At 66.1% G+C, this 22,547-nt stretch carries 21 protein-coding genes; 5 read left to right on the top strand and 16 right to left on the bottom strand.

Annotation, left to right across the window (positions count from 1 at the left end; genetic code table 11):
• Positions 1-169: 169 nt before the first annotated feature.
• The 3 genes from AAHB16_RS03360 to AAHB16_RS03350 all read right to left on the bottom strand — a co-directional run bounded on the left by AAHB16_RS03360 (position 170) and on the right by AAHB16_RS03350 (position 4,246).
• On the bottom strand, positions 170-1,417 hold the full coding sequence (locus tag AAHB16_RS03360) for a c-type cytochrome (RefSeq protein WP_342050259.1): 1,248 nt from the start codon (positions 1,415-1,417) through the stop codon (positions 170-172).
• 125 nt (positions 1,418-1,542) lie between these two features.
• On the bottom strand, positions 1,543-3,789 hold the full coding sequence (locus AAHB16_RS03355; RefSeq protein ID WP_342050086.1) for a xanthine dehydrogenase family protein molybdopterin-binding subunit: 2,247 nt from the start codon (positions 3,787-3,789) through the stop codon (positions 1,543-1,545).
• Position 3,790: 1 nt separating this feature from the next.
• Positions 3,791-4,246 (bottom strand): (2Fe-2S)-binding protein, encoded by a 456-nt coding sequence (locus AAHB16_RS03350; protein ID WP_150374389.1) that lies wholly within the window; start codon positions 4,244-4,246, stop codon positions 3,791-3,793.
• Positions 4,247-4,488: 242 nt separating this feature from the next.
• Here AAHB16_RS03350 and AAHB16_RS03345 point away from each other — a divergent pair, with 242 nt between their 5' ends.
• Genes AAHB16_RS03345 through AAHB16_RS03335 form a run of 3 tightly spaced genes read left to right on the top strand, consistent with a single transcriptional unit; the run spans position 4,489 to position 7,088 of the window.
• Positions 4,489-5,928, top strand: coding sequence for a cytochrome ubiquinol oxidase subunit I (locus AAHB16_RS03345; protein WP_342050085.1), 1,440 nt, complete (start codon positions 4,489-4,491; stop codon positions 5,926-5,928).
• 3 nt (positions 5,929-5,931) lie between these two features.
• Positions 5,932-6,939: a cytochrome d ubiquinol oxidase subunit II gene (cydB, locus tag AAHB16_RS03340; protein WP_342050084.1), complete on the top strand. Its 1,008-nt coding sequence runs from the start codon at positions 5,932-5,934 to the stop codon at positions 6,937-6,939.
• A 14-nt stretch (positions 6,940-6,953) separates the two neighbouring features.
• Positions 6,954-7,088, top strand: a complete 135-nt coding sequence (locus AAHB16_RS03335) for a DUF2474 domain-containing protein (protein WP_342050083.1) — start codon at positions 6,954-6,956, stop codon at positions 7,086-7,088.
• A gap of 17 nt (positions 7,089-7,105) precedes the next feature.
• Here the strand turns inward: AAHB16_RS03335 and AAHB16_RS03330 are convergent, their stop codons facing one another.
• A complete protein-coding gene (locus AAHB16_RS03330; protein ID WP_342050082.1) occupies positions 7,106-8,245 on the bottom strand; it encodes a porin in 1,140 nt (379 codons plus the stop codon).
• Positions 8,246-8,393: 148 nt separating this feature from the next.
• Here AAHB16_RS03330 and AAHB16_RS03325 point away from each other — a divergent pair, with 148 nt between their 5' ends.
• Complete coding sequence (locus AAHB16_RS03325; protein WP_342050081.1) at positions 8,394-9,092, top strand: MarR family winged helix-turn-helix transcriptional regulator; 699 nt, start codon at positions 8,394-8,396, stop codon at positions 9,090-9,092.
• Here the strand turns inward: AAHB16_RS03325 and AAHB16_RS03320 are convergent.
• From AAHB16_RS03320 to AAHB16_RS03280, 9 genes are all read right to left on the bottom strand, one after another.
• On the bottom strand, positions 9,078-10,058 hold the full coding sequence (locus AAHB16_RS03320) for a hydroxymethylglutaryl-CoA lyase (RefSeq protein ID WP_342050080.1): 981 nt from the start codon (positions 10,056-10,058) through the stop codon (positions 9,078-9,080). The genes AAHB16_RS03325 and AAHB16_RS03320 overlap by 15 nt on opposite strands.
• A gap of 12 nt (positions 10,059-10,070) precedes the next feature.
• Entirely contained in the window at positions 10,071-11,684 is a 1,614-nt protein-coding gene (locus tag AAHB16_RS03315; protein ID WP_342050079.1) for an AMP-binding protein, read from the bottom strand.
• Positions 11,681-12,475: an enoyl-CoA hydratase/isomerase family protein gene (locus AAHB16_RS03310; RefSeq protein ID WP_342050078.1), complete on the bottom strand. Its 795-nt coding sequence runs from the start codon at positions 12,473-12,475 to the stop codon at positions 11,681-11,683. Before AAHB16_RS03310 ends, AAHB16_RS03315 begins: the two co-directional genes overlap by 4 nt.
• A 12-nt stretch (positions 12,476-12,487) precedes the next feature.
• The gene (locus AAHB16_RS03305) at positions 12,488-13,699 is read right to left on the bottom strand and encodes a CaiB/BaiF CoA transferase family protein (protein ID WP_342050077.1); all 1,212 of its coding nucleotides are present in this window, start codon (positions 13,697-13,699) and stop codon (positions 12,488-12,490) included.
• A gap of 6 nt (positions 13,700-13,705) precedes the next feature.
• A complete protein-coding gene (locus AAHB16_RS03300) occupies positions 13,706-14,437 on the bottom strand; it encodes an enoyl-CoA hydratase/isomerase family protein (protein WP_342050076.1) in 732 nt (243 codons plus the stop codon).
• Positions 14,438-14,442: 5 nt separating this feature from the next.
• Positions 14,443-15,399: an NAD(P)H-dependent flavin oxidoreductase gene (locus AAHB16_RS03295; protein WP_342050075.1), complete on the bottom strand. Its 957-nt coding sequence runs from the start codon at positions 15,397-15,399 to the stop codon at positions 14,443-14,445.
• Between the two features lie 40 nt (positions 15,400-15,439).
• Positions 15,440-16,405, bottom strand: a complete 966-nt coding sequence (locus tag AAHB16_RS03290) for a Bug family tripartite tricarboxylate transporter substrate binding protein (protein ID WP_342050074.1) — start codon at positions 16,403-16,405, stop codon at positions 15,440-15,442.
• A gap of 141 nt (positions 16,406-16,546) precedes the next feature.
• Positions 16,547-16,846: a hypothetical protein gene (locus AAHB16_RS03285; RefSeq protein WP_342050073.1), complete on the bottom strand. Its 300-nt coding sequence runs from the start codon at positions 16,844-16,846 to the stop codon at positions 16,547-16,549.
• A complete protein-coding gene (locus AAHB16_RS03280; RefSeq protein ID WP_342050072.1) occupies positions 16,824-17,264 on the bottom strand; it encodes a hypothetical protein in 441 nt (146 codons plus the stop codon). Before AAHB16_RS03280 ends, AAHB16_RS03285 begins: the two co-directional genes overlap by 23 nt.
• Before the next feature lie 753 nt (positions 17,265-18,017).
• Here AAHB16_RS03280 and AAHB16_RS03275 point away from each other — a divergent pair.
• Positions 18,018-19,043 carry an extracellular catalytic domain type 2 short-chain-length polyhydroxyalkanoate depolymerase gene (locus AAHB16_RS03275; protein WP_342050071.1) on the top strand — a complete coding sequence of 342 codons (1,026 nt, stop codon included), beginning with the start codon at positions 18,018-18,020 and terminating at the stop codon, positions 19,041-19,043.
• Between the two features lie 28 nt (positions 19,044-19,071).
• Here AAHB16_RS03275 and AAHB16_RS03270 read toward each other — a convergent pair whose 3' ends face one another.
• Genes AAHB16_RS03270 through AAHB16_RS03260 form a run of 3 tightly spaced genes read right to left on the bottom strand, consistent with a single transcriptional unit; the run spans position 19,072 to position 22,533 of the window.
• Positions 19,072-19,842: an SDR family NAD(P)-dependent oxidoreductase gene (locus tag AAHB16_RS03270; RefSeq protein ID WP_342050070.1), complete on the bottom strand. Its 771-nt coding sequence runs from the start codon at positions 19,840-19,842 to the stop codon at positions 19,072-19,074.
• 28 nt (positions 19,843-19,870) lie between these two features.
• A complete protein-coding gene (locus tag AAHB16_RS03265; protein WP_342050069.1) occupies positions 19,871-21,184 on the bottom strand; it encodes an MFS transporter in 1,314 nt (437 codons plus the stop codon).
• Between the two features lie 23 nt (positions 21,185-21,207).
• Complete coding sequence (locus AAHB16_RS03260; RefSeq protein ID WP_342050068.1) at positions 21,208-22,533, bottom strand: amidohydrolase family protein; 1,326 nt, start codon at positions 22,531-22,533, stop codon at positions 21,208-21,210.
• Positions 22,534-22,547: the final 14 nt, after the last annotated feature.

Genomic DNA, 22,547 nt, shown 5'->3' with positions numbered 1-22,547 from the left:
CATGAGCGCAACCCGCGTGCCAGCCAGACCCGCCTCGTCAAATATCGCCAACCCCATGCAACGCACAGGCAAGTTCTGGCATTTCCTCTCAACCAACCCAGGCGAGAGCGGACGAACCCATGCCGGGGGCGTTACGCGTTACGTAACGTTTGCGGCACGGGTAACAACGTCAATCCGCCTCCTGCCCGGTCGCCTTGCGGATCTTCGCCACATCGGCCTCCGAAACCGCCCCCGCCTTGTTGTTCCAGCCTTGCCGGATAAACGTCAGCACATCGGCAATGTCGCGATCGCTGAGCACGTCGGCGAACTTCGGCATCGGATAAGGCGCCGGCATCCCCTTGATGATCAGCTCGTCCGACCCGTTTAGCGTGACGTTGATCAGCGAGACCGGATTGCCCTCGAGCACGTTGGGATTGCCCGCCAGCGGCGACAGCAAGGGCGAGAACGCGCGTCCGTCGGCGCCATGGCAGTACATGCAGTACGTCGCATACACCTTGGCCCCCGCGTTGCCGGCCGGCTTGCGCAACGAGGTCTGGGTAATGGCGGGATCGTACGCATACGGCGGCGAACCGTTGCCGCCCACGCCCGGCAGCGACTTGAGGTATCGCGCCATCGCCGTCAGGTCTTGCGGCGTCATCTCCTGCAGGCTGTGGTTGATCACGCTGACCATGCCGCCGAACGCGCTCGCATGCTTGTTCGCGCCCGTGCCCATGAACTGGACGATATCCTGCTCCGACCACCGGCCCAGCCCGACGTTGGGGTCGCCGGTCAGGTTCGATGCGAACCAGTGCTCGACCACGGCGCCGGTCAGATACGGCTTGCCCTTCTCGCTGAGCGCCTTTTCCTGGAAGCCGACGCCACGCGGGGTATGGCACGCCCCGCAGTGGCCGAGCCCCTGCACGAGGTAGGCGCCGCGGTTCCAGACCGCATCCTTCTGGGGGTCGTCCTTGTACACCGTCTTGTCGAGGAAGACCATGTTCCAGAACTTGAGCGGCCAGCGCATGTTCAGGGGCCAGGGGATCTCGGACTTGAGATTAGGCTGCCTGACGGGCGCCACGCCATGCATGAAGTACGCATACATGGCCTGGATGTCCTCCTGCCGCACCTTGGCATAGGACGGGAACGGCATGGCCGGATACAGCGTGTGGCCCTCCTTGGCCACGCCCTCGCGGACCGCACGGTCGAAGTCCTTCTCCGTGTACTTGCCGATGCCGGTTTCCGGGTCCGGCGTGATATTGGTCGCGTAGATCGCGCCCATGGGCGTGACCATCTTGAAGCCGCCGGCGAACGGCTTGCCGCCCGGCGCGGTATGGCAGGCGATGCAGTCGCCGGCCTTGGCGAGGTATTCGCCACGCTTGATCATGGCGGGATCCGCGTTGGCCTGCGCGGCTGGGGCGGCGGTCTGCGCGAACGCCATCGACGCGGTCAGCAGCGCGCCGGCAAACAAGGCCGCAACGGGCGCCACATGCAGGGCGACGGTCACGGCCGCATCGCGTACGCGCGCTTTGGTGAAGACAGGGAGTCGGTTCATGGCGGGCTCCCTTATGCGGTCTTGTTGGCCGGGGTCTTCAACTGCCGGACCAGCGGCAGCGCCCGGAGGCGCTTGCCCGTGGCGGCGTAGACCGCGTTGGCCAGCGCCGCGCCGATGGCGGAGGTGCCGGGCTCACCGATTCCCCCGGGCGCCTCCGTGCTCTTGACGAGGTGCACCTCGATCTTCGGCGTCTCGTTGATGCGCAGCATGCGGTAGTCGGCGAAGTTGGTCTGCTGCACCCTGCCGTCGGCGATCGTGATCTCGCCCCACAACGCACCGGTGATGCCGAAGATGATGCCGCCCTGCATCTGTGCCTCCACGGTTTCGGGGTTCACGAGCATGCCCGCATCCACGGCGCAGACCACGCGCTTGACGGCCACGTCGTTGGCCTTGTCCACCGTGACCTCCGCGACCATGCACATAAAGCTGCCGAATGCATGCAGCACGGAGACGCCGCGGCCCGAGCCCTTGGGCAGCGCGCTGCCCCAGTTGGCCATCTTGGCCGCGATATCGAGCACGTTCTTCGCGCGCGGCGTCTGCCCCAGCAGGCTCTGGCGGTATTGCACCGGATCGGCGTTGGCGCGGATGGCCAGTTCGTCGATCAGGCTTTCCACCACGAACGTCGCGCGCGTGGGACCGACCCCTCGCCACCATCCCGTGGGGATATGCCGCGGCTCCTCGCGGATGTATTCGATCTGCTGGGTGGGGATCGCATAAGGCAGATCGGTGACCACCTCCACGGCATCCGCGTCGATCCCGTCCTTGAAGAGCGGGGGCGCGAAGCGCGCGAGGATCGAGGAGCCGATGACCTTGTGATACCAGGCGACGGGCTTGCCCTTGCCGTCGAGGCCCACGACGACCTCGTCGTAGTAGCACGGCCGATAGATATCGTGCTGGACGTCCTCTTCGCGCGACCAGATGACCTTGACCGGCCCGTTCACGCGCTTGGCCACGGCCGCGGCCTTGTAGACCATGTCCGCCTCCAGCCGCCGGCCGAAGCCGCCGCCGAGCAGATGGTTGTACAGCACGATCTTGTCCTTGGGGACCCCGGTGGCCCGGTTGACCTCATCGACGGCGCGGGTCGGCACCTGCGTGCCGGTCCAGACCTCGCAGCTGTCCGCCTTGACGTGCAGCGTGCAGTTGACGGGCTCCATCGGTGCGTGGGCGAGGAACGGCTGCTCGTATTCGGCGTTGAAGCGCGAGGCCGCCTTGTCCAGGCCGTCGCGGATATTGCCGACCGACTTTGCCACCGCCCCCTGCTTCTTGGCCGCGCGCTTCATGTCGTTGAACAGGTCGCGCGTGCTCACCTTGCCGTTGGGGCCGTCGTTCCAGCGGATCTTGAGCGCCGAGGCGCCGCGCCTGGCCGCCCACGTATGTTCGCCGACCACGGCCACGATATCGTCGAGCACCACCACCTGTTTGACGCCCGGCACCTGCTTCGCCACGGAATCGTCCACGCTGGCGACCTTGCCGCCGAACACCGGGCAGTTGACGATCATCGCGTACTGCATGTCCGGCAGCATGACGTCGATACCGAAAATCGCGGTGCCGTTGCCCTTGGGCACCCCGTCCAGCCGCTTCAGCGGTTTGCCGATCACGCGGAACTGGTCGGGGCTCTTGAGCTTGACCTCCTTGGGCACGGGCTGCTTCGCGGCGTCGGCGACCAGGTCGCCATACCCGACGCGCCGGCTCGAGGCGGCATGCACGACCGTGCCGTCTTCGGCCTTGCACGTGGAAGGGTCCACCTGCCAGCGCGCGGCGGCCGTGTTGACGAGCAGCGTGCGCGCGACCGCGCCAGCCTGCCGCATCGGATCCCAGGCATAGCGGATGGAGGTGGAGCCGCCCGTAAGCTGCCCACCGAGCAGCGGATCGAAGAAGCGCTTCTCGTCGGGGGGCGCGTGGGCGAGCACGACGCGGGACAGCGGCACCTCGAGTTCCTCGGCCAGCAGCATCGGAATCGCGGTATAGACGCCCTGCCCCATCTCGACCTTGGGCATGATCAGCGTGACCTGGCCGTCCGTCCCGATCTGGATAAACGCGTTCGGCGCGAACACGCCCTGCGGCGAGGCGACGTTGACGAGCTCGTCCGTGACGCCGGCACGCAGCGGCGGGCCGCCCGTCGCCGGGAGGCTGAAGCCGAGCAGCAGGCCGCCGCCCGCACCGGCGGTCAGCATCACGCCCGCTTTGAGGAAGGTGCGGCGCGAAGGGTTGATGGATTCTGGGGAGGCGGGGGACGTGTTGTTGTGGTTCGGCGACATGTCAGCCCTCGTTGGCAGCCTGCTTGATCGCCGCGCGAATGCGGACATAGGTGCCGCACCGGCAGATATTCCCCGCCATGGCCGCGTCGATATCCTCGTCCGAGGGATTCGGGTTCGCCGTCAGCAGCGCGGCCGCCGCGACGACCTGTCCCGACTGGCAGTAGCCGCACTGCACCACATCGAGCATCTGCCAGGCATTCTGGATCTTGCGGCCGGCGGGCGTCGCGCCCACGGCCTCGATCGTCGTGATCTTGCGCCCCTGCACCGCCGCCACCGGCAGCACGCAGGACCGCGTGGCCACCCCGTCGATCTGCACCGTGCACGCGCCGCATTGCGCAATGCCGCAACCGAACTTCGTGCCTGTCAGCCCCATTACATCCCGCAGTACCCAAAGCAGCGGCATGTCGTCGGGGACCGAGACATTGCGCGTCTCACCATTGATATTCAGGCTTGCCATGTCAGTTTCCGCATTAGGTTCAACCGCAAAGCCAGGGGCGCCCGAGGCGCATTGCGCGCGTGGGAACGTCCTGTCCCAGTATCGATATACGCGCCGGTGCATACGTTGTCACCACAACCATCGTATGGTTTCGTTCGCACCAAAGAGACTTCGCGCAGGCGCGCGCATGCGCCTAGCATCGCACCATGCTCGGCACGAAAGTGTCATCCCACGCGCACGCCCAGCCACGAAAAGAGACGTCGATGCCAAACATAGAAGCCCTCGATCTCGCGCGGTTCCAGTTCGCCTTCACTGTCTCGGTGCATATCATCTTCCCGGCCATCACCATCGGCATGGCGGCCTATCTCGCCGTGCTGGAGGCCTGCTGGCTGCGCACCCGCAACAAGGTCTACCGCGACCTCTACCATTTCTGGTCGAAGGTCTTCGCCCTGAACTTCGGCATGGGGGTGGTCTCCGGCATCGTCATGGCCTACCAGTTCGGGACCAACTGGAGCTTCTTCTCCGAGTTCGCGGGCGGGGTCACGGGCCCGCTGCTCGCCTACGAGGTGCTCACGGCGTTCTTCCTCGAAGCCGGCTTTCTGGGCGTGATGCTCTTCGGGTGGAAGAAGGTCGGCCCGGGCCTGCACATGTTTGCCACGGCCATGGTCTGCATCGGCACGCTGATCTCCTCCACGTGGATCCTGGCGTCCAATAGCTGGATGCACACGCCGCAGGGGTACGAGATCATCGATGGCCGCGTGGTGCCGACCGACTGGCTGGCCGTGATCTTCAACCCGTCGTTCCCGTACCGGCTCACCCATATGGTGATTGCCGCGTTCCTGTCCACGGCGCTGTTCGTCGGCTCGTCGGCCGCGTGGCATCTGCTGCGGGGCAACGACAATCCGGCCATCCGCAAGATGCTGTCGATGGCGATGTGGATGATCCTGATCGTCGCGCCGATCCAGGCCGTGGTCGGCGACGCGCACGGGCTGAACACGCTCGAGCACCAGCCCGCGAAGATCGCCGCGGTGGAGGGCCACTGGGAAGCCGACGCCCCGGGCCCGCTGCCGCTGCTCGTCTTCGGCTGGCCCGACATGGAGCGCGAGGAAACCCGCTTCGCCCTCGCCATTCCACGGCTCGGCAGCCTGATCCTGACCCATACGTTCGACGGATCGATCAAGGGCCTGAAGGCCTTCCCGCCGCAGGACCGGCCGAACGCGACGATCCTGTTCTGGACGTTCCGCGTCATGGTTTCCCTCGGCATGCTCATGATCCTGCTGGGCCTGCTGGGGCTGCTGTTACGACGGCGGGACCGGATCTTCGCGCATCGCGGGTTCCTGCGCATGGCGCTGCTGATGGGTCCCGCGGGGCTGGTCGCCCTGCTGGCCGGCTGGTTCACCACCGAGATCGGCCGCCAGCCATGGGTCGTCTACGGGCTGATGCGCACCGCGGACGCGGTATCCCCCCACAGCGTCGGGCAACTCACGATTTCGCTTGCGCTGTTCGTCGTCACGTACTTCTTCGTGTTCGGCGTCGGCGTGGCCTACATGCTGCGCCTCGTGCGCAAGGGACCCCAGATGAACGAAGGCGATGCCTACGATATCGAGCCGCCGGAACCCGCCGCGCACCAGAAGCCCGCGCGCCCCCTCTCCGCGATTCCCGACGGCCAGGCCGTCGTCGCCGCCGATCACAAAGGGAGCTGACCCATGGGCATCGATCTCTCGCTAATCTGGATCGTGATCATTTTCTTCGGCGTGATGATGTACGTCGTGATGGATGGCTTCGACCTCGGTATCGGCATCCTTTTCCCGTTCGTACCTGACCGGCACGACCGCGATGTAATGATGAACACGGTGGCGCCGGTCTGGGACGGCAACGAGACATGGCTCGTGCTCGGCGGCGCGGGCCTGCTTGCCGCGTTTCCGCTCGCCTACTCGGTCCTGCTGTCCGCGCTGTACCTGCCGCTGATCCTGATGCTGCTGGGCCTGATCTTCCGTGGCGTGGCGTTCGAATTCCGCTTCAAGGCCAACGATCGCGAGCGGCCGGTCTGGGACCTCGCGTTCGCGGGCGGATCCGTGGTTGCCGCGTTCTGCCAGGGCGTGGCGCTCGGCGCGTTCATCGACGGCCTGCCCGTGCGCGACGGCGCGTATGCCGGTGGCGCGTTCAGCTGGTTCGCGCCGTTTCCGCTGTTCTGCGGCGTCGGCGTGCTCCTCGCCTATATGCTGCTGGGCACGACGTGGCTGATCATGAAGACGGAAGGCGCACTGCACGCGCGCATGGTGCAGGTGACCCGGCCGCTGGTCTGGATCATGCTCGCATCCATCGTCGCCGTCAGCATATGGACGCCGCTGGCCCACGCGCGGATCTCCGAACGCTGGTTTACATTCCCGAACCTGCTCTGGTTCTCGCCGGTGCCGATCCTCGTGGTGCTCGGCACGGTGCTGCTGCTGCGGTCGCTGCGCGGCGAGGTCCATTCGCAGCCGTTCCTCTACACGCTGGGGCTGATCTTCCTCGGCTACACGGGGCTGGCGATCAGCACCTGGCCCAATATCATTCCGCCGTCCATCTCCATCTGGACCGCGGCCGCGCCACCGCAAAGCCAGGGCTTCGCGCTGGTCGGCGCGCTGTTCGTGATTCCGTTCATCCTCGTCTACACGACCTGGTCCTACTACGTCTTCCGCGGCAAGGTCAGGCTCGGCGAGGGCTACCACTGACGGGAACCCTCGCCATGGAACGCACTCGACTTCGCCTGCGGCAGGTTGGCTGGCTCATCGCCATCTGGGCCGGTGGCGTGGCCAGCCTCGGCGTGGCCGCCATGCTGATCCGGCTTCTGATGGAAGCGGCCGGCATGCGCAGCCATTGAGGGGGACGGCCCGATCGTCAGAACCGGTGACGCATGCCGAGGAACACGCCGATGCTGTCATTGCGGCCCGCATAGGCGCCGCTCAACGCTGAACCCACGCGATTGTAGGACGTGGCCAGATAGGTATCGGTGCGCTTCGAGAAGAAGTAGTCGCCGATCAGGAACGCCGACAGCTTGTTGCCGCTCTGGCCCGCGGGGTTGACGTCGCGCGCCGCGTCGTAGATCACGGCGGCCTTGAGCACCCATGCCTGCGTGGCCTGGTACGTGGTGCCGAACTGGAACACGTGGTCGGTCCGCGGTGCGGTGCTGCTGCCCGTGCCGGTCATGCCCGGATTGGCGTAGTACTGCGCATTGGTCCCGTACGTCGGCAGAAAGTCCTGGCTTGTCGACGGGGCGAATGCGCCGTCGCGGCGCGTGTACAGGTAATAGCCGTGCAGCGTGACCGGGCCGATCGCGTACGCCGCGCCCACGCCCGCGTTGGTCTGCTTGTTGCGGTTCGGGTCGCGCGCCTGCTGGCCCACCGCGCCGAGCACGAGCGGGCCGCTCGTGTAGTTCAGGCCCGCCGAGTAGATCGACCCCGCCGACGCCCCGCCCGCGAACTCGCCGAATGTGTACGCGGCTTCGATCTTGAGCGGTCCGACGTTCTGCTGGTACTTGAGCGAGTTGTCCATGCGCGAGCCTTCCAGCAACTGCACCCAGACATCGCTCGCGCCCGTGTTGCCCCAGCCGATCGTGTCGAACGGCAGCAGGATATCGAACGGCACGCTGTACTGGCGGCCGAACGTGATCTGGCCATAGTCGGCGTTGAGCCCGACCCATGCCTGGCGGCCGAACAGGCGGCCGCCCTGTAGCGACACCCCCGTATCGGGACTGAAGCCGGCCTCCAGCCGGAACACCGCCGTCGTACCGCCGCCAAGATCCTCGCTACCGAGCAGGCCCCAGCGCGAACCGTTGAAAAAGCCCGGCACGATGCCGACCGCGCTGCCGCTGCGCGTGGCGCGGCCCGCGGCGTTGGTCGCCGCGATCTGGTTGGTCTGGAAAGCGATGGCCGTATCGATCAACCCGTAAAGCTGGACCGAACTTTGCGGAATCAGGGATTGCGCCTGCGCGGCCCCCGCCATCGTCAGCACGATGCCCAGCGTCGAAACCTTCTTCATTGTCTCCTCCTTGTAAATTGGTTTCGAATGTAAACCACATGATGGACACAGTAAACTATATGGTTGCAGCTTCGGGTTAGCCATGTGTCTCGGCGGCGACAATGGCGTTAGAATCGTTGACAGTGACAACCATTCGGAGCCGTACCCCATGAGCGCAACGAAGTCCGCGAAGACCGCCAAGTCCGCGAGCAAGACCGCCGCAGCCCCGGCCCCGGTCGCTGCCCCGCGCATCATCACGGACCTGCTCTCCTCGCGCCTGCACAACCTCGCCGGGCTCTCGGCGGCCAGTGCGTCGCTGCGCGTGCAACGCAAGTTCGGCCTGACGCTGCTGGAATGGCGGTCGATCGGCATGCTGGGCGCGTACGCGCCGTTGTCGCTGAAGGAGCTCGCGCGCCGTGCCGCGCTCGACAAGAGCTATGCGAGCCGTACCGTGTCGGCGTTGATCGAACGCGGATTGATCGTCAGCGCGCGCAGCGATACCGATGCGCGCGCGGTGCTGCTGAGCCTGACCAAGGCCGGAGACGCGCTATATCGCAAGGTGATCGTCGACGCGAATGCGCGCAACGAACGGCTGCTGCGGCCGCTAAGCCCCGAGCAGAGGAAGATGCTGATGGAAATGCTGGCGGTGCTGACCACGAGCGCGCGCGATGTGCTCGACGAAGAGCGGCGTGCGGCGGCCGGCGACGCCACCGACGAGGATGACGAAGGCGATCCGCAGGGTCCCGTGGCCGGCACCACGCCGGTGGAAACGGGCGGCGGCACGGACCTCGATCTTGCCGAGATCCGCTCGCTGGTGTCGCGGCTGAACCGGCTCGTGGGCGAGCCGGGCGGATCAGGCAGCCTGTAACGCCGCGCGCAGCGGATTGAACCCGCTGCGCAGCACTCGACTGTGGAGCTGACGGCCAAGCACGGCCTCGCACGCGCGCCCGGCCTCGAGCATCCCGTCGAGGTCGATGCCGGTCCGCACGCCCATCGCATCGAGCAGCGCGACCCAGTCCTCGGTGCAGACATTGCCCGTATGGCCGCCGCCGTATTGCACCTTGGCCGGATGGCCGCCCACGCCGCCCATCGCGCAATCGAAGTGGGTCACGCCCGCCTCCAGCGCCGCCACATAGTTGACGAGCCCCGTCGCGCGCGTGTCGTGGAAATGCGCGATCGGCGTGACGTCCGGAAAGTCCCTCCGCATCTTGCGAAACAGCGCGCGCACCGTCTGCGGGGTAGCCATGCCCGTGGTATCGCCGAGCGTGACCAGCGTCACGCCGAGATCGCGGAAGCGGCCTACATCGCGTAGCACCTGCTGCGGGTCCACCGCGCCCTCGAAGGGGCAGCCGAACGCCACCGAGATGGTGCCGACCATGCGGAAGTTGCCGCGCGCGGCCTCGGCCATCGCGCGAACGTTCTCCCATTGATCGTCGCGGCTGCGCTTGAGGTTGCGCTCGGAGTGCGAGGACGAGGCCGAGACGAGCAGGCTCACCTCGTTCGCGCCGATACCGTCCGCGCGGTCGGCCAGCGCGCGGGACACCGCATGGCCGTTGGCGCAGGTAGCCTTGTACATGACGCCGTCGCGGCGCGGCAGCGCGCGGAGCAGCGCCGTCGCGTCACCGAACTGCGGCACGACCTTGGGGTTCGAATACGACGTGGCTTCCACGCGCGGAAACCCGATTGCGGCGAAGCGGTCGATCAGCGCGGCCTTGGTATCGGTCGGCACGAAGTCGGGCTCGTGCTGCAGTCCGTCGCGGGCGAAGCATTCGCAGAGGACGACTTCAGCGTTGGCGACATCGGGGACGTTGTCGAGATGGGGGTCATTTGTCATGGGGTATTGGAATCAAAGTCCAAAGCGCGCGATCGCATGCTCGCGCAGCTTGTTCTTCTGTACCTTGCCGCTCGCGGTCATGCCGATGCGCTCGAAGTCCACTACGACATCGGCATAGCGCGGCGTCCGGAAATTGGCCATGCGCGGCTGGCACCAGCCCAGCAATGCCTCCGCATCGAGCGTCATGCCCGGCTTGAGCGTGACAAATGCGGCCGGCACTTCGCCGAGGCGCGCGTCCGGCACGCCGACGACCTGTGCCGACGCGACGGCCGGATGCGACAGCAACACCTGCTCCACCTCGGCCGGCGCGACGTTCTCCCCGCCGACGCGAAACACATCCTTGAGCCGTCCGACCAGACGCAGGCGCCCGTCGGCACGCAGCGCGCCCAGGTCGCCGGTGCGCAGCCAGCCGTCGGCGGTAAACACCCTGGCATTCGCCTCGGGCTGCTTGTAGTAGCCGCGCATCACGCCCCAGCCGTTCACCTGAATCTCGCCCACCTCGTCCGTGGCACAGACGGCCCCGGTGGCGTCATCGACGATGCGCACGCCCACCCCGTCGTGCGGCAGCGCGAAACCGCCCACGCGCAATGCTTCGTCGTCGCGCCAGTCGTTGAGCACGACGTTGGGCGACGCTTCGGACAGCCCATAGGCCCAGCAAATGCGCGCGATGCCCATCTCGTCGATGATCTTCCGCATCGTATCGGGACCTGCCGCGGCCCAGCCGCCGCGCAGATGCAGGCGCGAGCGGTCGAAGGTCTCGTGCGAGATCAGCAGCTGGAACAGCGTCTCGTTGCCCGAGATAAACGTGCAGCGCTCCTGATCGAGCATCCGCAGCGCGGCGCCCGCCTCGAACGTGGGCAGCGTGGCGATGCTCGCGCCCGCGCAGAGCGCACATAGCAGCGACAGCGTGGAGCCCGCCACATGAAAGAACGGGCGGCAGTTGAAATAGCAGTCGGCAGGACCGATGCCGAGGCGCTGGCCTACCGCGGTCGCGTTGCGCAGCATATTGTCGTGCGTGAGCATCACGCCCTTCGGATGCGCGGTGGTACCCGAGGTGAACTGGATCAGCAGCAGATCGTCGGGAACCACGGCCTGCATCGCGGCATCGAGTTCGTCGTCGGAAACCACGTCGCCATCGGCCAGGAACGCCTCCCACCCGAGGCCCGCGCGCGGCACGTCGTCGCCGATCGCCACCACATGGCCCAGCAGCGGCAGCGACTGGCCCGGCAGCGCGCGATCGACGGCGGGCTCGGCCTCGCGGAGGTACGCCATGAAGTCGATCTTGAGAAAGCGATCGGCCAGAATCAGCAGCCGCACATCCGATTGCCGCAGGCAATAGGCGATCTCGTCGGCCTTGAAGCGCGTGTTGACGGGCACCGTGACCGCGCCGATCATCGCCGCGCCATAGAAGCTGGCGACCCAATGATCGTCATTGCCGCACAGCAGCCCGACGAAGTCGCCGCGCCGAATGCCGCGTGCGAGCAACGCGCGGGCCACGCGACGGGCCTGGATCTCCAGCTGGCGCCACATGGTCGCGCCGGCGGGCGTGACGAGCGCGCGCTGCGTGCCGCGCTGGCTGGCCTGCAATGCCAGCACGGCGGACAGGGTACGGGGTTCCCAGCTCATGCTTCGCCTCCCTGCGACTGACCGGTACGGCTGAATCCGCTGATGCCCGAGCGCCAGTCGGAGCGCGACAGATTCTCTTCGATGGCCAGCAGCTCCTCGGCCAGCGCGCCGCGCGGACCGAGCTCGATGCCACGGTCGATGCAACGCTTGGCCAGCCGCATGCCCAGCGGCGGCGCCTTGGCGATGGAGGCGGCCATGCTTGCCACCTCCGCGTCGATACCGTCGCGCGCGACGATGCGCGTGACGAGGCCCGCTTCCAGTGCGTCCGCGGCGGTCAGCCGGCGGCCCGTGAACATCATGTCCTTGGCCAGCCGCTTGCCGACGATGCGCGCAAGCCGCTGCGTCGCGCCCACGGTGCCCCATTGCGCCTCCGGCGTCCAGAACGCGGCATCCGGCGTGGCGATGGCAACGTCGCAGGCAGCGGTGATCTCCACGCCCGATCCGGCCGCAGCGCCTTCGACCACGGCGATCGTGGGCATCGGCAGGGCTTCCAGCGCGTCATACGCGAAGAAGCCGCGCATGCGGCGGGCGAGCACCTGCGCCTCGTCCATCGTCTTGCGTTCCTTGAGGTCCGCGCCCGCGCAGAATGCGGGGCCGGCGCCGCGCACGAGCACGACACGTACGTCGGGGTCGGCTGCCGCGGTGGCGGCGGCGCGCTGGAGGCCTTCGCACATGGCTAGGTTCAATGCATTGCGGCTTTCGGGCCGGTTCAGCGTGATGGTGGCGATGCCGGCATCGACGGCATACAGCACGGCCGGCGCTTCAGCGGCGGATAAGGTGGTGTCGGTCATGATATGTCCTGCTCAGATTGCCTTCGCCTCGCGCAGCGCGCGCACGCGTTCCGCGTCCATGCCCAGCCGCTCGCGCAGCACGGTTTCCGTATGCTCGCCCAGCAGCGGTGGCCGGCCGACGAGGGGGTCGTCCCAGCCGTCGAACCGCAGCGGCACGGGCAGGGCCGGAAACGTGCCAATCTCCGGGTGATCGAAATGCGCGACCATGCCGCGCGCCCGCACGTGCGGATCGGCGAGGACTTCGTCCACCGCGTTGATCGGGCCCGCCGGGACGCCGGCCGCCTCCATCGCATCGCACAAGGCGTCGCGGTCCCACGTGGCGATGGCCTTGGTCAGATGCCGCATGACTTCGTCGCGGTTCTCCACGCGGCCCGCATTGGTCTGCAATGCCGGATCGGCACCCCATGCATCGATCCCCAGCACGCCGCACAACGGCGTCCAGTGCTGGTCGCTCGCGGTGATATGGAGCCAGCGGCCGCCTTCCGCCTGGAAGCTTGCCGACGGCACGCGGCCCGGATGCTCGGTGCCCAGGCGCGGCGGTACCTCGTTCAGCGCGAACCAGCGCGCGGCCGCCAGCGTGAGCAGGCTGACCTGCGCGTCGAACATGGACAGATCGATATGGCACCCCTGCCCCGTCGCGCTGCGCCCCTCCAGCGCCGACAGCAGCGCGATGGCGGCCCACAGCCCCGACGTCAGATCCGCGACGGGCAGGCCCGGCTTGACCGGTCCGCCATCGCGCTCGCCGGTCAGGCTCATGATGCCGCCCATCGCCTGGAACACCGTGTCGTAGCCCTTGCGCGAGGCATACGGCCCGGTCTGGCCGAACCCTGTGCATGACAGGTAGACCAGTTTCGGGTTGATCTCGCGCAGCCTGTCCGCGTCGAGGCCGTACCGTTTGAGCGTGCCGACCGGAAAGTTCTCGATGACCACATCCACGCCGGCGGCGAGATCGCGCACGATCTGCTGGCCCTGCTCGCTGCGCAGATTGACGGTAATCGACTGCTTGCTGCGGTTGAACGCCATGTAGTACGCGCTCTCGCTGCCGCGATGGCCGGCGTCCTTCCCTTCCACGCGCGGCTCGAAGCTGCGCGTCTCGTCCCCGGTGCCGGGCTGCTCCACCTTGATGACGTTCGCGCCGAGCTCGGCGAGAATCATCGAGGCGAACGGACAGGCGAGGACCCGCGACAGGTCGAGGATCGTGATGTGCTCGAGTGGCCTGGCCATGGCGCGTTACCGTTCCGTCCGCACGAAACTGCGCATGCGCTTGTTCGCTTCGCGGCCCACTTCGAGCCCCTGCGCGAGCGGCAGATCGACGACCTCGTGGAACGTTTTCTTGGTGGTGGCCATCGCGGCGCGGCTGACCGCGGCCATCCGGCTGGCCATGGCCATCGCTTCGTCCATCAGCACCGCGTCGTCGTGGACCGCGTTGACCATGCCCAGTTCCACCGCGCGTTCCGCATCGATGGTCTCGCCCGTCGCCACGAGGTGGAACGCCGCCTTGCGGCCGATCTGGCGCGTGAGGTTCGGCAGCACGATGGCCGCGACGATCCCGTGCTTGACTTCCGGATAGCCGAGGCGCGCCGAGCGGCCCGCGATGGCGAGATCGCAGGCGATGGCCAGCCCCGCGCCGCCGCCCATTGCGAAGCCGTTGATCGCCGCGATAACGGGCTTGCTCATGCGCGATACGCTCAGGTGCAATTGCATCGTGAGTTCCGCGCGCTCTTCCACGCGCGACATCTGGTCGGGCGTCAGGTCCTTGAACTCGGTGATATCGGCGCCCGCGCAGAATGCGGCGCCGTTGCCGGTAAGCACCACCACGTGCACGGTGTCGGCGGCTTCGGCAGCGGCCAGCGCATCGACGAGCGCGCGGGTCAGCGCGTTGTTGAGCGCATTGCGCTTCTCGGGCCGGTTCATGCGCAGCACGCGGACCTGACCCACGTCTTCGATCAGCAGTTCGTTCATGGTGATTACCTCGATAATCCTGCAATGTTCGCCATCGCCTCGCGCGTCTCCGCCACGATGCGTTCGACCAGCGTCGCCGCCGGCACCAGTTCGTCGATCAGCGCCGCGCTTTGGCCGGCTTCGACCTTGCCCTGTTCCACGTCGCCATCGACGGCGGCCATGCGCAGCGAGCGGCTGCCGAACAGCGCCTCGAGCGCTTCACGCGGTTGTCCTTCGCGCTCGGCGGCCTCGTATTCGGCTGTGAACGCGTTACGCACGGCGCGGATGGGCAGGCCGCGCCAGCCCACGAGCGTGGTGTCGCCGACGCCGGCGCCGAGCACCTTGTCCTTGTAGGCATCGTGCAGCGAGGCCTCGGGCGTCAGCAAGAAGCGCGTGCCCAGCTGCGCCGCATCGGCCCCGAGGCACAGTACGGCCGCGACACCCGCGCCGTCGGCAATCCCGCCGCCCGCGACGATCGGCAGGTTCACCGCCCGTGCGATCAGGCGCACGAGTACGAGCGTGCTGGTGCCGCTCGGCGGCGGGTGGCCGCCGGCTTCGCCCCCGACCACCACGAGGCCATCGACCCCCGCGTCGGCGGCCTTGCGTGCGTGGTCGGGGTGGGCGACGACATGCAGCCACTTGACGCCTGCGGCCTGAAAGCGCGCGATATGCTCGCGCGGGCTGCCCTGCGAGGCGATCAGCACGGGCACGTGTTCGTCGAGCACGATCTGCAGATGCTCGGCCGCGCGCTTGTTGTATAGCGCGACGTTGACCGCGAACGGCGCGTCGGTGATCTCGCGCACTTCGCGGATCGCGCGACGCAGGTCGTCGGGACGCATCGGTCCCGCGGCGATCACGCCGAGGCCGCCGGCCCTGGATACCTCGCCGGCGAGGCGGGAACTGGAGGAGGCCCAGCTCATGCCAGCCTGGATGATGGGGTAGCGGATCCCGAGCAGTTCGGTGATGCGCGTCTTGAAGCTCATGTATCGGTTCCTCTCGATTCCCGTGTAGAAACGTGTGACGCTATTCCGCGGTGATGCCGGCCGCCTTGATGATCGGACCCCAACGCCCCTGTTCGGCCTTGACCTGATTGCGATACGCATCGGGCGTGCTGGACTGCGCGATGCCGCCCTGCTCCGCGAATTTCTCCACGACATCGGGCGTCCGCAGCGCGGCGGTGGCCGCGTCCACGATCTTCGCGGCGATATCGTTGGGCAGGCCGTGCGGCGCCACGATGCCGTACGCGCCGGCGGCGAGCACCTTGGGCAGGCCCACGTCGGCCGCGGTCGGCACCTCGGGCAGCGCGGCCAGCCGCTTGCTGTCGGTGACCATCAAGCCGCGCAGCTTGCCGGCCTTGATCAGATGCGCCACGGCGGGGACTTCGGCGATAAACATGTCCACCTGGCCGCCGATCAGGTCCTGCACGGCGGGCGCACCGCCCTTGTACGGCACGTGACGCAGCTTGATGCCGGCCTCGCGCTGAAACAGCGCGCCGACCACATGGGTGCTGCTACCCACGCCGGCGGAGGCGACGGTGTACTTATCCGGCTCGCGCTTCGCGGCGGCCATGAGGTCGGCGGCGGTCTTGAAGGGGGAGTTCGCGCTGACGACGAGCAGATTGGGCGTCGAGACCATGGTGGTCAGGTAGGTGACGTCCTTGAGCGGGTCGAACGGCATCTTGGGCGAGATAAACGGCGCATAGACCATCGCACCGGTGCCGGCCATGCCGAGCGTATAGCCGTCCGGCGCGGCGCGCGTGACACCCGAGATGCCCACGAGGCCCCCGGCGCCGGGGCGGTTCTCGACCACAATGGTCTGCCCGAGCTTCGTGCCCATCGACTTCGCCAGCGTCCGCGCCATCACATCGGCCGGGCCACCGGCGGCGAACGGCACGATCAGAACGATCGGCTTCTCCGGAAACGCCGCCTTCGCCGACCCGAAGGCCAGCAAGGCGGCCACGCACAGCATGCCCCTCATCACGCGCAACATCTTGTCTCCTTGGTCTGTACTGCTTGTTGTTGGTGGACACTGTATTGGATATTGTTGTGTTTGTCCACTATTAGAAGACCAGAAGACCGGGGGGTACGTGGATGGATCAGCTAGGGTGGCGGGCGCGCCAGCAGGACGAGGCTACTCTTCTTCCCACGGACTCTTCCGTGGCGGCGGCTCCGGCTTGCCGCGCTCTTTCCGCCCTTGCGCGCGGATCTCCTTGATGAAGGAGTACGTGAGACCGAGGAAGAATGTCAGATAGACCGGGGCTCCGACAATGACCGGCCGCCAGCTTGCACCTTGGGCCAGCGAAAATCCCAGCGCAAAAAGAATCATGCCTGCCAGGCCAAGATATAGTTCTTCTTTTTTTGGAAAGAGAATCAATCTACCTGCCCCATTTTTCGCCGTTGGGGTAAAACTAGCATCGACCGAGTACTGCATTAACAAACGGCTCAGGCCCAGCGATGTAAGTCGTATCCACTTCGCCAGGGCGAACAACTATCCCCGTCATTGGCAGCGTAAAGAGGACACAATCATCCAAATTCAGCGCATACCAATCTGGGCTTTGAAATGCTTCAATTCCGATCTTGTCCGCCATGAATTCATGCGCCAACACAGTGCTTCGAGTCGAAAGCAGTTCGGTAACACTAACCACAAGAAATGTTGAAATCCCCGCTACCCGGAATGCGGACCCGATATTTTCTGCGTCGCTACCAAAGAGCGATTTATCATCAATCTCGCCCACGATCCAGGATCGTTGCCTGACAACGGAGTGCTGCAGGACACCGCTTTTCGAGAGGAGGCTGCGAAGTGTTGCCAGCTCGTATCCAGAAACAGGGCGGCTTCCATCTCTCTCCATATCGTATCTCCTTGGTCGTCCAGACGGTCGTTCGTGAACTGGCCGCGGATGGCGACTAAACGGAAGATTTCGTATCGTCTTTGCTATAGGTTTTTTTCGCATGGCGCCACGATGACTCACCAAATGGCCGCAATCCTAGTGCTTTGGCTCGCCCAGCAAATCCTGACGCTGCCACACATGTAAGACCGATCGTGAAAGCGGCGAATCGCCCCATATAACTGTCTATCCAGTAGATACAGGCATACACCAGAACCAAACCGACAATTATGAGCGCCACAATCGCCAGTCCACTAAGATTTCCGTTTTTAATGATGCATTTCATTTATTAAGACTTTTTTAATAATATCTTGCGCGACGGCCACTCGAATGGCGGAGGCTATCCATGCGATTCAGGTGGATGAACGTGAAAGTATGCTGTACGTTTTCTTGCCGGCAGCCAGCATAGTTGCCATTTATTTGATTCTATCTTTGCTAGCCCCATTATGAAAGACAAAAATGCTGAGCCATCCATTGCATAACGTGGCCCGCGGTGGGAGAAAAGATGAAAAATTCGCATGAGCGGGGAAGATATATAAGAGATTTTTCGTCGCCAATCTTGCCCTGGTAGGCCCGCTCTCAAGCAGCTAGATTTATCAGTCCGCCGACCTCGAATAATCCTTAAATCCGCGGCGCCCAAGGCTTGACTGAAATCAAGGCTTGAACCGCAAAGGCGTTTCATTCTTGCTCCCTTTCCGACGTCACAGGAGCTACGCCATGAAAGCCCTTTGCACGCTTGCCGCTGCCGCCTTTGCACTCTCGACCTTCACCCATGCCGCACGGGCGGCCAGCGCCCTGCCCGCCTATGGTGGCAATCCAACGAAGACGTCGGTATCGGGCCTGTCCTCGGGCGCCTTTATGGCCGTGCAGTATCAGGTCGCCTACTCGGGCTCGGTGATCGGTGCCGGCGTGGTGGCCGGTGGGCCGTACTACTGTGCGGCTGGGAATATTCTGAACGCCACGGTCTGCATGGGACAGGTGCCGTTCGTGCCGCCGAATCCGGCGTTGATGGTCGCGGCCGCGACGGGATTTGCTTCGCTGGGGCAGATCGATCCGCTCTCCAACCTGCAGAAGGCCAATATCTACGTGTTCAGCGGCACGAAAGACACCGTGGTCTACCAGCAGGCCGTCGATGCCACGGTGTCGTTCTTCAAGGAGGCCGGCGTTCCCGCATCGAACCTGCAATATGTGAACAGCGTGGCGGCCGGCCATGCGTTTATCACGCCGGCGTTCGGTAACGTGTGCGCCGACAATGCGTCGCCCTATATCAGTCACTGCACCGTGGACCGGCAGGCGTACGATCAGGCCGGCGCGTTGCTGCAGCAGATCTACGGCCCGTTGCAGCAGCCGGCCACGACGCTGACCGGCAGGATCGTGCCGTTCGATCAGCGCGAGTTCGCGGGGGCCGAGACCAGCATGGCGGATACTGGCTTCCTCTATGTGCCGAAGTCGTGCGATACAGGTGCCGCGTGCAAGGTCCACGTCGCGTTCCACGGCTGCAAGCAATCGGCCGCTGTGGTGGGCAATGATTTCTACGCGCGCACGCATTACAACAACTGGGCCGATACGAACGATATCCTCGTGCTGTATCCGCAGGTGAACGCATCCACCGTGCCCTTCAACCCGCAAGGCTGCTGGGATTGGTTCGGCTATACCGGCATGGACTATGCCGTGAAATCCGGCGCGCAGATGCGGGCGGTCAACGCGATGGTTGACCGATTGCTCGCCATCAAGCCGCAATAAAGCCGCCATGAACGAGGGCGGCTGTGCCTCACGCCGGCATGTCCACCCCCGACAACTCCGCGCAAGTCTCCAGCAGCCGCCGCTGCAGCACCGGATCTCGCGCCTGCGGGTTCGCGGTCATGCGCTTGAGGTGATAGAAGTACTCACCGGTGACGCGGGCGCGCGGGTCGTCGCTGGTCGCCAGCCAGGCCTGTGTCAGATGGGCCTGCTGCATGTCGTCGGGCGCGCCGGCACCGCCCATGCGGGTCGGGACCCAACCCGGTTCCAGCGCGTTCGACAGGACGTCGGGCCAGCGCCTGGCGATGGCGAACGCCAGCAGCGTGTCGTGCAGCTTGCTTTCCGCGTACGCCGTAGCGCCATTCCAGCGACGTTGTTGCCAGCGGATGTCGCCGAGATTGGCGTCGGCGTCGTGATGCATGCCGGAGCTCAGATAGACGAGCCGTGACGGACGATCGATCAGCGCGGTCAGGATATAGGCCGATAGCGTGTTGATCGCGAACAGGTGTGGCAGGCCGTCGGACGTTTCGCGATACGACTCGCGGTAGCCAACCGCGGCGTTGTGGATGACCGCGTCGAACGGGCCTAGCGCATTGACCTGGGCGGCAACGTCCTTCGCGCCGTCGATGGTTTCCAGATCGCCGGTAACGATGGCCTCCGCCGCGGGCAATGCGGTCATGGCGTCGTGGGCGCGCGCCGCATTGCGTGCATGGAGCACGACGCGGTGGCCGTCGGCGATCAGTTTTTCGGCGGCCATCAGGCCGAGGCCCGTGGACGAGCCGGAGATAAAGATGCGAGACATGATGAACTCCTGCAAAACAAAAGGATAGTCACGATTGGCGTGACTGGCGCGGTGGACGGCTGGCGGCAAGCACGAGTGCGCCACCCAGCAACGCGCAGATCGCGCCGAAGATATAGACGGCCGCATAGCCGGCCTGCGCGGCAATCGCACCGGCTAGCGGGCCCGAGATGCCGTAGGCGATATCGAGGAACGCGACGAATGCGCCCATCGCGCTGCCACGGTTCGCGGGCGGTACCCGCTTGAGCGCTTCCACGCCCAGTGCGGGGAAGATCAGCGCGCAGCCGAGTCCTGTCACCAGCGCACCGGCCAGTGCCACCGCTTCATGCGTCGCGGCCCATACCATCATCTGGCCGATGGCTTCGACGCCGAGCGAATACAGCGCGACGCGATAGCCGCCGATCCTGTCGGGCAGATGGCCGAAGACCAGGCGCACGAAGATAAAGCCGATGCCGAATGCGGTCATGACCAGCCCGGCGTGGCCCCAGTGACGCGCCGCGAAATACAGCGAGGCGAACGCGGTGAGGCCGGCCAGGCCGACGCCCTGCAGCATCAAACCCAGTCCTTCGCGCCAGATCTGCGCAATCACGCGGTGGAACGGCAGGCGCTGGCCGCCGGGCGACACATAGGCCTTCGCGCCGAATGCGATGACGGCGGCCGTCACCGGTGCGGCGACGCAGGCCTGCATGGCGGCCTGGAAGCCCCACTGCTGGTACAGCGCCATGCCGGCGGGCGCGCCGATTGCGAGCGCGGCGAACATCGCGATGCCGGTCCACGACATCGACATGCCCGCGCGCTGCGGGCCGACCGAGGCGATCGACCATGACACGCAGCCGGTCACGAACTGGCTTTCGCCGAGACCCGCGGCGAGCCGGCCTGCCACGATGGTCGCGAGACTTGCCGTGGGCGAGAGCATCGGGAGCGCCGCCAGTGCGTACAGCAGGCCGCCGACGGCGCAGAACGCGGCGCCCTGCAGCGCGGCACGCCGGCCGCCCTGCCTGTCCGTGACCGCGCCGGCGTAGCCGCGTGTCAGCACCGTGGCCAGGAACTGGATGCCGATGACGAGGCCGACGATCACGTTGCTGAAGCCGAGCTTGTCGTGGACGAACAGGGGCATGACGGGCAACGGCAGGCCGACCGCGAGATAGCCTGCGAATAGCGCGGCGATGACGGGTAGCGAGGGCCGGGCGAGATGCGCCGCACCAGATGACGCACCGGCCGGCCGCTGCTCGGCCAGGGGCCGCGGCTCGCCGCCGACGCCCGCCGGCCCACCGGCGGCTCCGGTCGCCACGTGGTCGGCGCCAGCGGCTTCGTTACGTGTGGATGCCATGGACGTTATAGACATGATGCGCTCCCGATAGCCGCCAGTCAGGCGCTGGCGAACAGCGCCGTGCGATAGCCGCTGGCCTCCAGCAGATAATCGCGCGACGCCACCGCCTCGGCCTGCAGCTTGCCGACATCGACACCGATCAGCGTGCCGCCCTGCTTCCGCAACTTGCCCGCCACCATCACCGTATCGACATCCGACCGCTCGACCGCCTGCACGATCGTGCCGACCGCGTCGGTCACCGGAAACACCGCCACGTCATCGGTCCGCACCATGATGATGTCGGCCTGCTTGCCCGGCGTCAGCGTGCCGATGGCATGCGAGAGCCCCGCCGCCCGTGCGCCGTTGACCGTGGCGGATTCGAGCACCGCCTGCACCGAGATCGGCGCGGGCACGTCGGCCTCTCCGCGGAAACGCCGATACCGCATGGCCGAGCGCTGCTGGCCGAACAGTGCATGCATCTCCCCGAACAGATCGCTGCCGAACGCGGTGTCGAGGTCGATACCGATGGCCGGGCTAAGTCCATGATCGACGGCCTGCTGCCACGCAAAACGATCGTCGTCGAAGCCGAAGAGCGCATCGGACCGCGGATTGATCGTCACGTTGACACCGGCCCCGGCCAGCAGCTTCCACGTTTCCTCGGGCAGCCGCGTGCAGTGGTTGAAGATGTTGTGCGCGCCGAGCACGCCCGGTGCCGCGAACTCAGGCCCAAGCTTGGCCAGATCGCCGATGAATTCGGTGAGGATCTGCATGTCGAGCCGGCGCGCGGCCTGCCACCATTCGAGGTTGAACTGGCCGAACAGGCCCACCTGCACGCGGCTGCCGGCACCGTTCCAACGCTTGGCCAGCCGCGCCAGATCGTGCGGCAAATGCGCATTGGAGGCGCGCTTGTCCATCGCCGCGCCGACCATATGCAAGGCGCGAATACCCGATTCCTCCAACGCTTCCAGCGCGGCATCGGTGTGGAGCGGGCTGCGCGAGCTATGGCACGCATCGATGATCGTCGTAATGCCGGCGTCGAGCGACGCCACCGCGGTCAGCCGCGTGCTCGCGTACATGTCCTGCGGGCGGTAGTGCGCGCCGAGCGTCTCCGCCACGACGTCGATATAGGCAAACAGGTCGTCCACGTTCGGCATCAGGCGGCGCATGACGCCCAGCCACGCGTGATGGTGGGCATCGATCAGCCCCGGCATCACGATCGTGCCCCGGGCGTCGATGACCTTCGCGTCGGCGGCGACGATCTCTTCGCCGATCATGGCAATGCGGTCGTCCTCCACGAGGACATCGCCGACGGCGAGGTTGGGAACATTGGCATCCATCGTGACGACGGTGCCGCCCTTGAACAGCGTGCGTTGAATTTGAGGCATGGTGGGCTCCAGCG

It is taken from the genome of Cupriavidus sp. OTU4054, from assembly GCF_038440175.1.
GTDB classification, from domain to species: domain Bacteria; phylum Pseudomonadota; class Gammaproteobacteria; order Burkholderiales; family Burkholderiaceae; genus Cupriavidus; species Cupriavidus pauculus_D.
The sequence above is the reverse complement of the archived record's forward strand: the minus strand, read 5'-3'. Positions and strand labels throughout refer to the sequence as shown.

Coding starts and splice junctions, on each gene's coding strand:
- AAHB16_RS03280 (WP_342050072.1), bottom strand. CDS start 17,264: ATGGAGAGAGATGGAAGCCGCCCTGTTTCTGGATACGAGCTGGCAACA.
- AAHB16_RS03305 (WP_342050077.1), bottom strand. CDS start 13,699: ATGGCCAGGCCACTCGAGCACATCACGATCCTCGACCTGTCGCGGGTC.
- AAHB16_RS03300 (WP_342050076.1), bottom strand. CDS start 14,437: ATGAACGAACTGCTGATCGAAGACGTGGGTCAGGTCCGCGTGCTGCGC.
- AAHB16_RS03290 (WP_342050074.1), bottom strand. CDS start 16,405: ATGTTGCGCGTGATGAGGGGCATGCTGTGCGTGGCCGCCTTGCTGGCC.
- AAHB16_RS03265 (WP_342050069.1), bottom strand. CDS start 21,184: ATGTCTATAACGTCCATGGCATCCACACGTAACGAAGCCGCTGGCGCC.
- AAHB16_RS03355 (WP_342050086.1), bottom strand. CDS start 3,789: ATGTCGCCGAACCACAACAACACGTCCCCCGCCTCCCCAGAATCCATC.
- AAHB16_RS03285 (WP_342050073.1), bottom strand. CDS start 16,846: ATGCAGTACTCGGTCGATGCTAGTTTTACCCCAACGGCGAAAAATGGG.
- AAHB16_RS03350 (WP_150374389.1), bottom strand. CDS start 4,246: ATGGCAAGCCTGAATATCAATGGTGAGACGCGCAATGTCTCGGTCCCC.
- AAHB16_RS03335 (WP_342050083.1), top strand. CDS start 6,954: ATGGAACGCACTCGACTTCGCCTGCGGCAGGTTGGCTGGCTCATCGCC.
- AAHB16_RS03360 (WP_342050259.1), bottom strand. CDS start 1,417: ATGGCGTTCGCGCAGACCGCCGCCCCAGCCGCGCAGGCCAACGCGGAT.
- AAHB16_RS03345 (WP_342050085.1), top strand. CDS start 4,489: ATGCCAAACATAGAAGCCCTCGATCTCGCGCGGTTCCAGTTCGCCTTC.
- AAHB16_RS03320 (WP_342050080.1), bottom strand. CDS start 10,058: ATGACAAATGACCCCCATCTCGACAACGTCCCCGATGTCGCCAACGCT.
- AAHB16_RS03270 (WP_342050070.1), bottom strand. CDS start 19,842: ATGTCTCGCATCTTTATCTCCGGCTCGTCCACGGGCCTCGGCCTGATG.
- AAHB16_RS03310 (WP_342050078.1), bottom strand. CDS start 12,475: ATGACCGACACCACCTTATCCGCCGCTGAAGCGCCGGCCGTGCTGTAT.
- AAHB16_RS03275 (WP_342050071.1), top strand. CDS start 18,018: ATGAAAGCCCTTTGCACGCTTGCCGCTGCCGCCTTTGCACTCTCGACC.
- AAHB16_RS03325 (WP_342050081.1), top strand. CDS start 8,394: ATGAGCGCAACGAAGTCCGCGAAGACCGCCAAGTCCGCGAGCAAGACC.
- cydB (WP_342050084.1), top strand. CDS start 5,932: ATGGGCATCGATCTCTCGCTAATCTGGATCGTGATCATTTTCTTCGGC.
- AAHB16_RS03330 (WP_342050082.1), bottom strand. CDS start 8,245: ATGAAGAAGGTTTCGACGCTGGGCATCGTGCTGACGATGGCGGGGGCC.
- AAHB16_RS03295 (WP_342050075.1), bottom strand. CDS start 15,399: ATGAGCTTCAAGACGCGCATCACCGAACTGCTCGGGATCCGCTACCCC.
- AAHB16_RS03260 (WP_342050068.1), bottom strand. CDS start 22,533: ATGCCTCAAATTCAACGCACGCTGTTCAAGGGCGGCACCGTCGTCACG.
- AAHB16_RS03315 (WP_342050079.1), bottom strand. CDS start 11,684: ATGAGCTGGGAACCCCGTACCCTGTCCGCCGTGCTGGCATTGCAGGCC.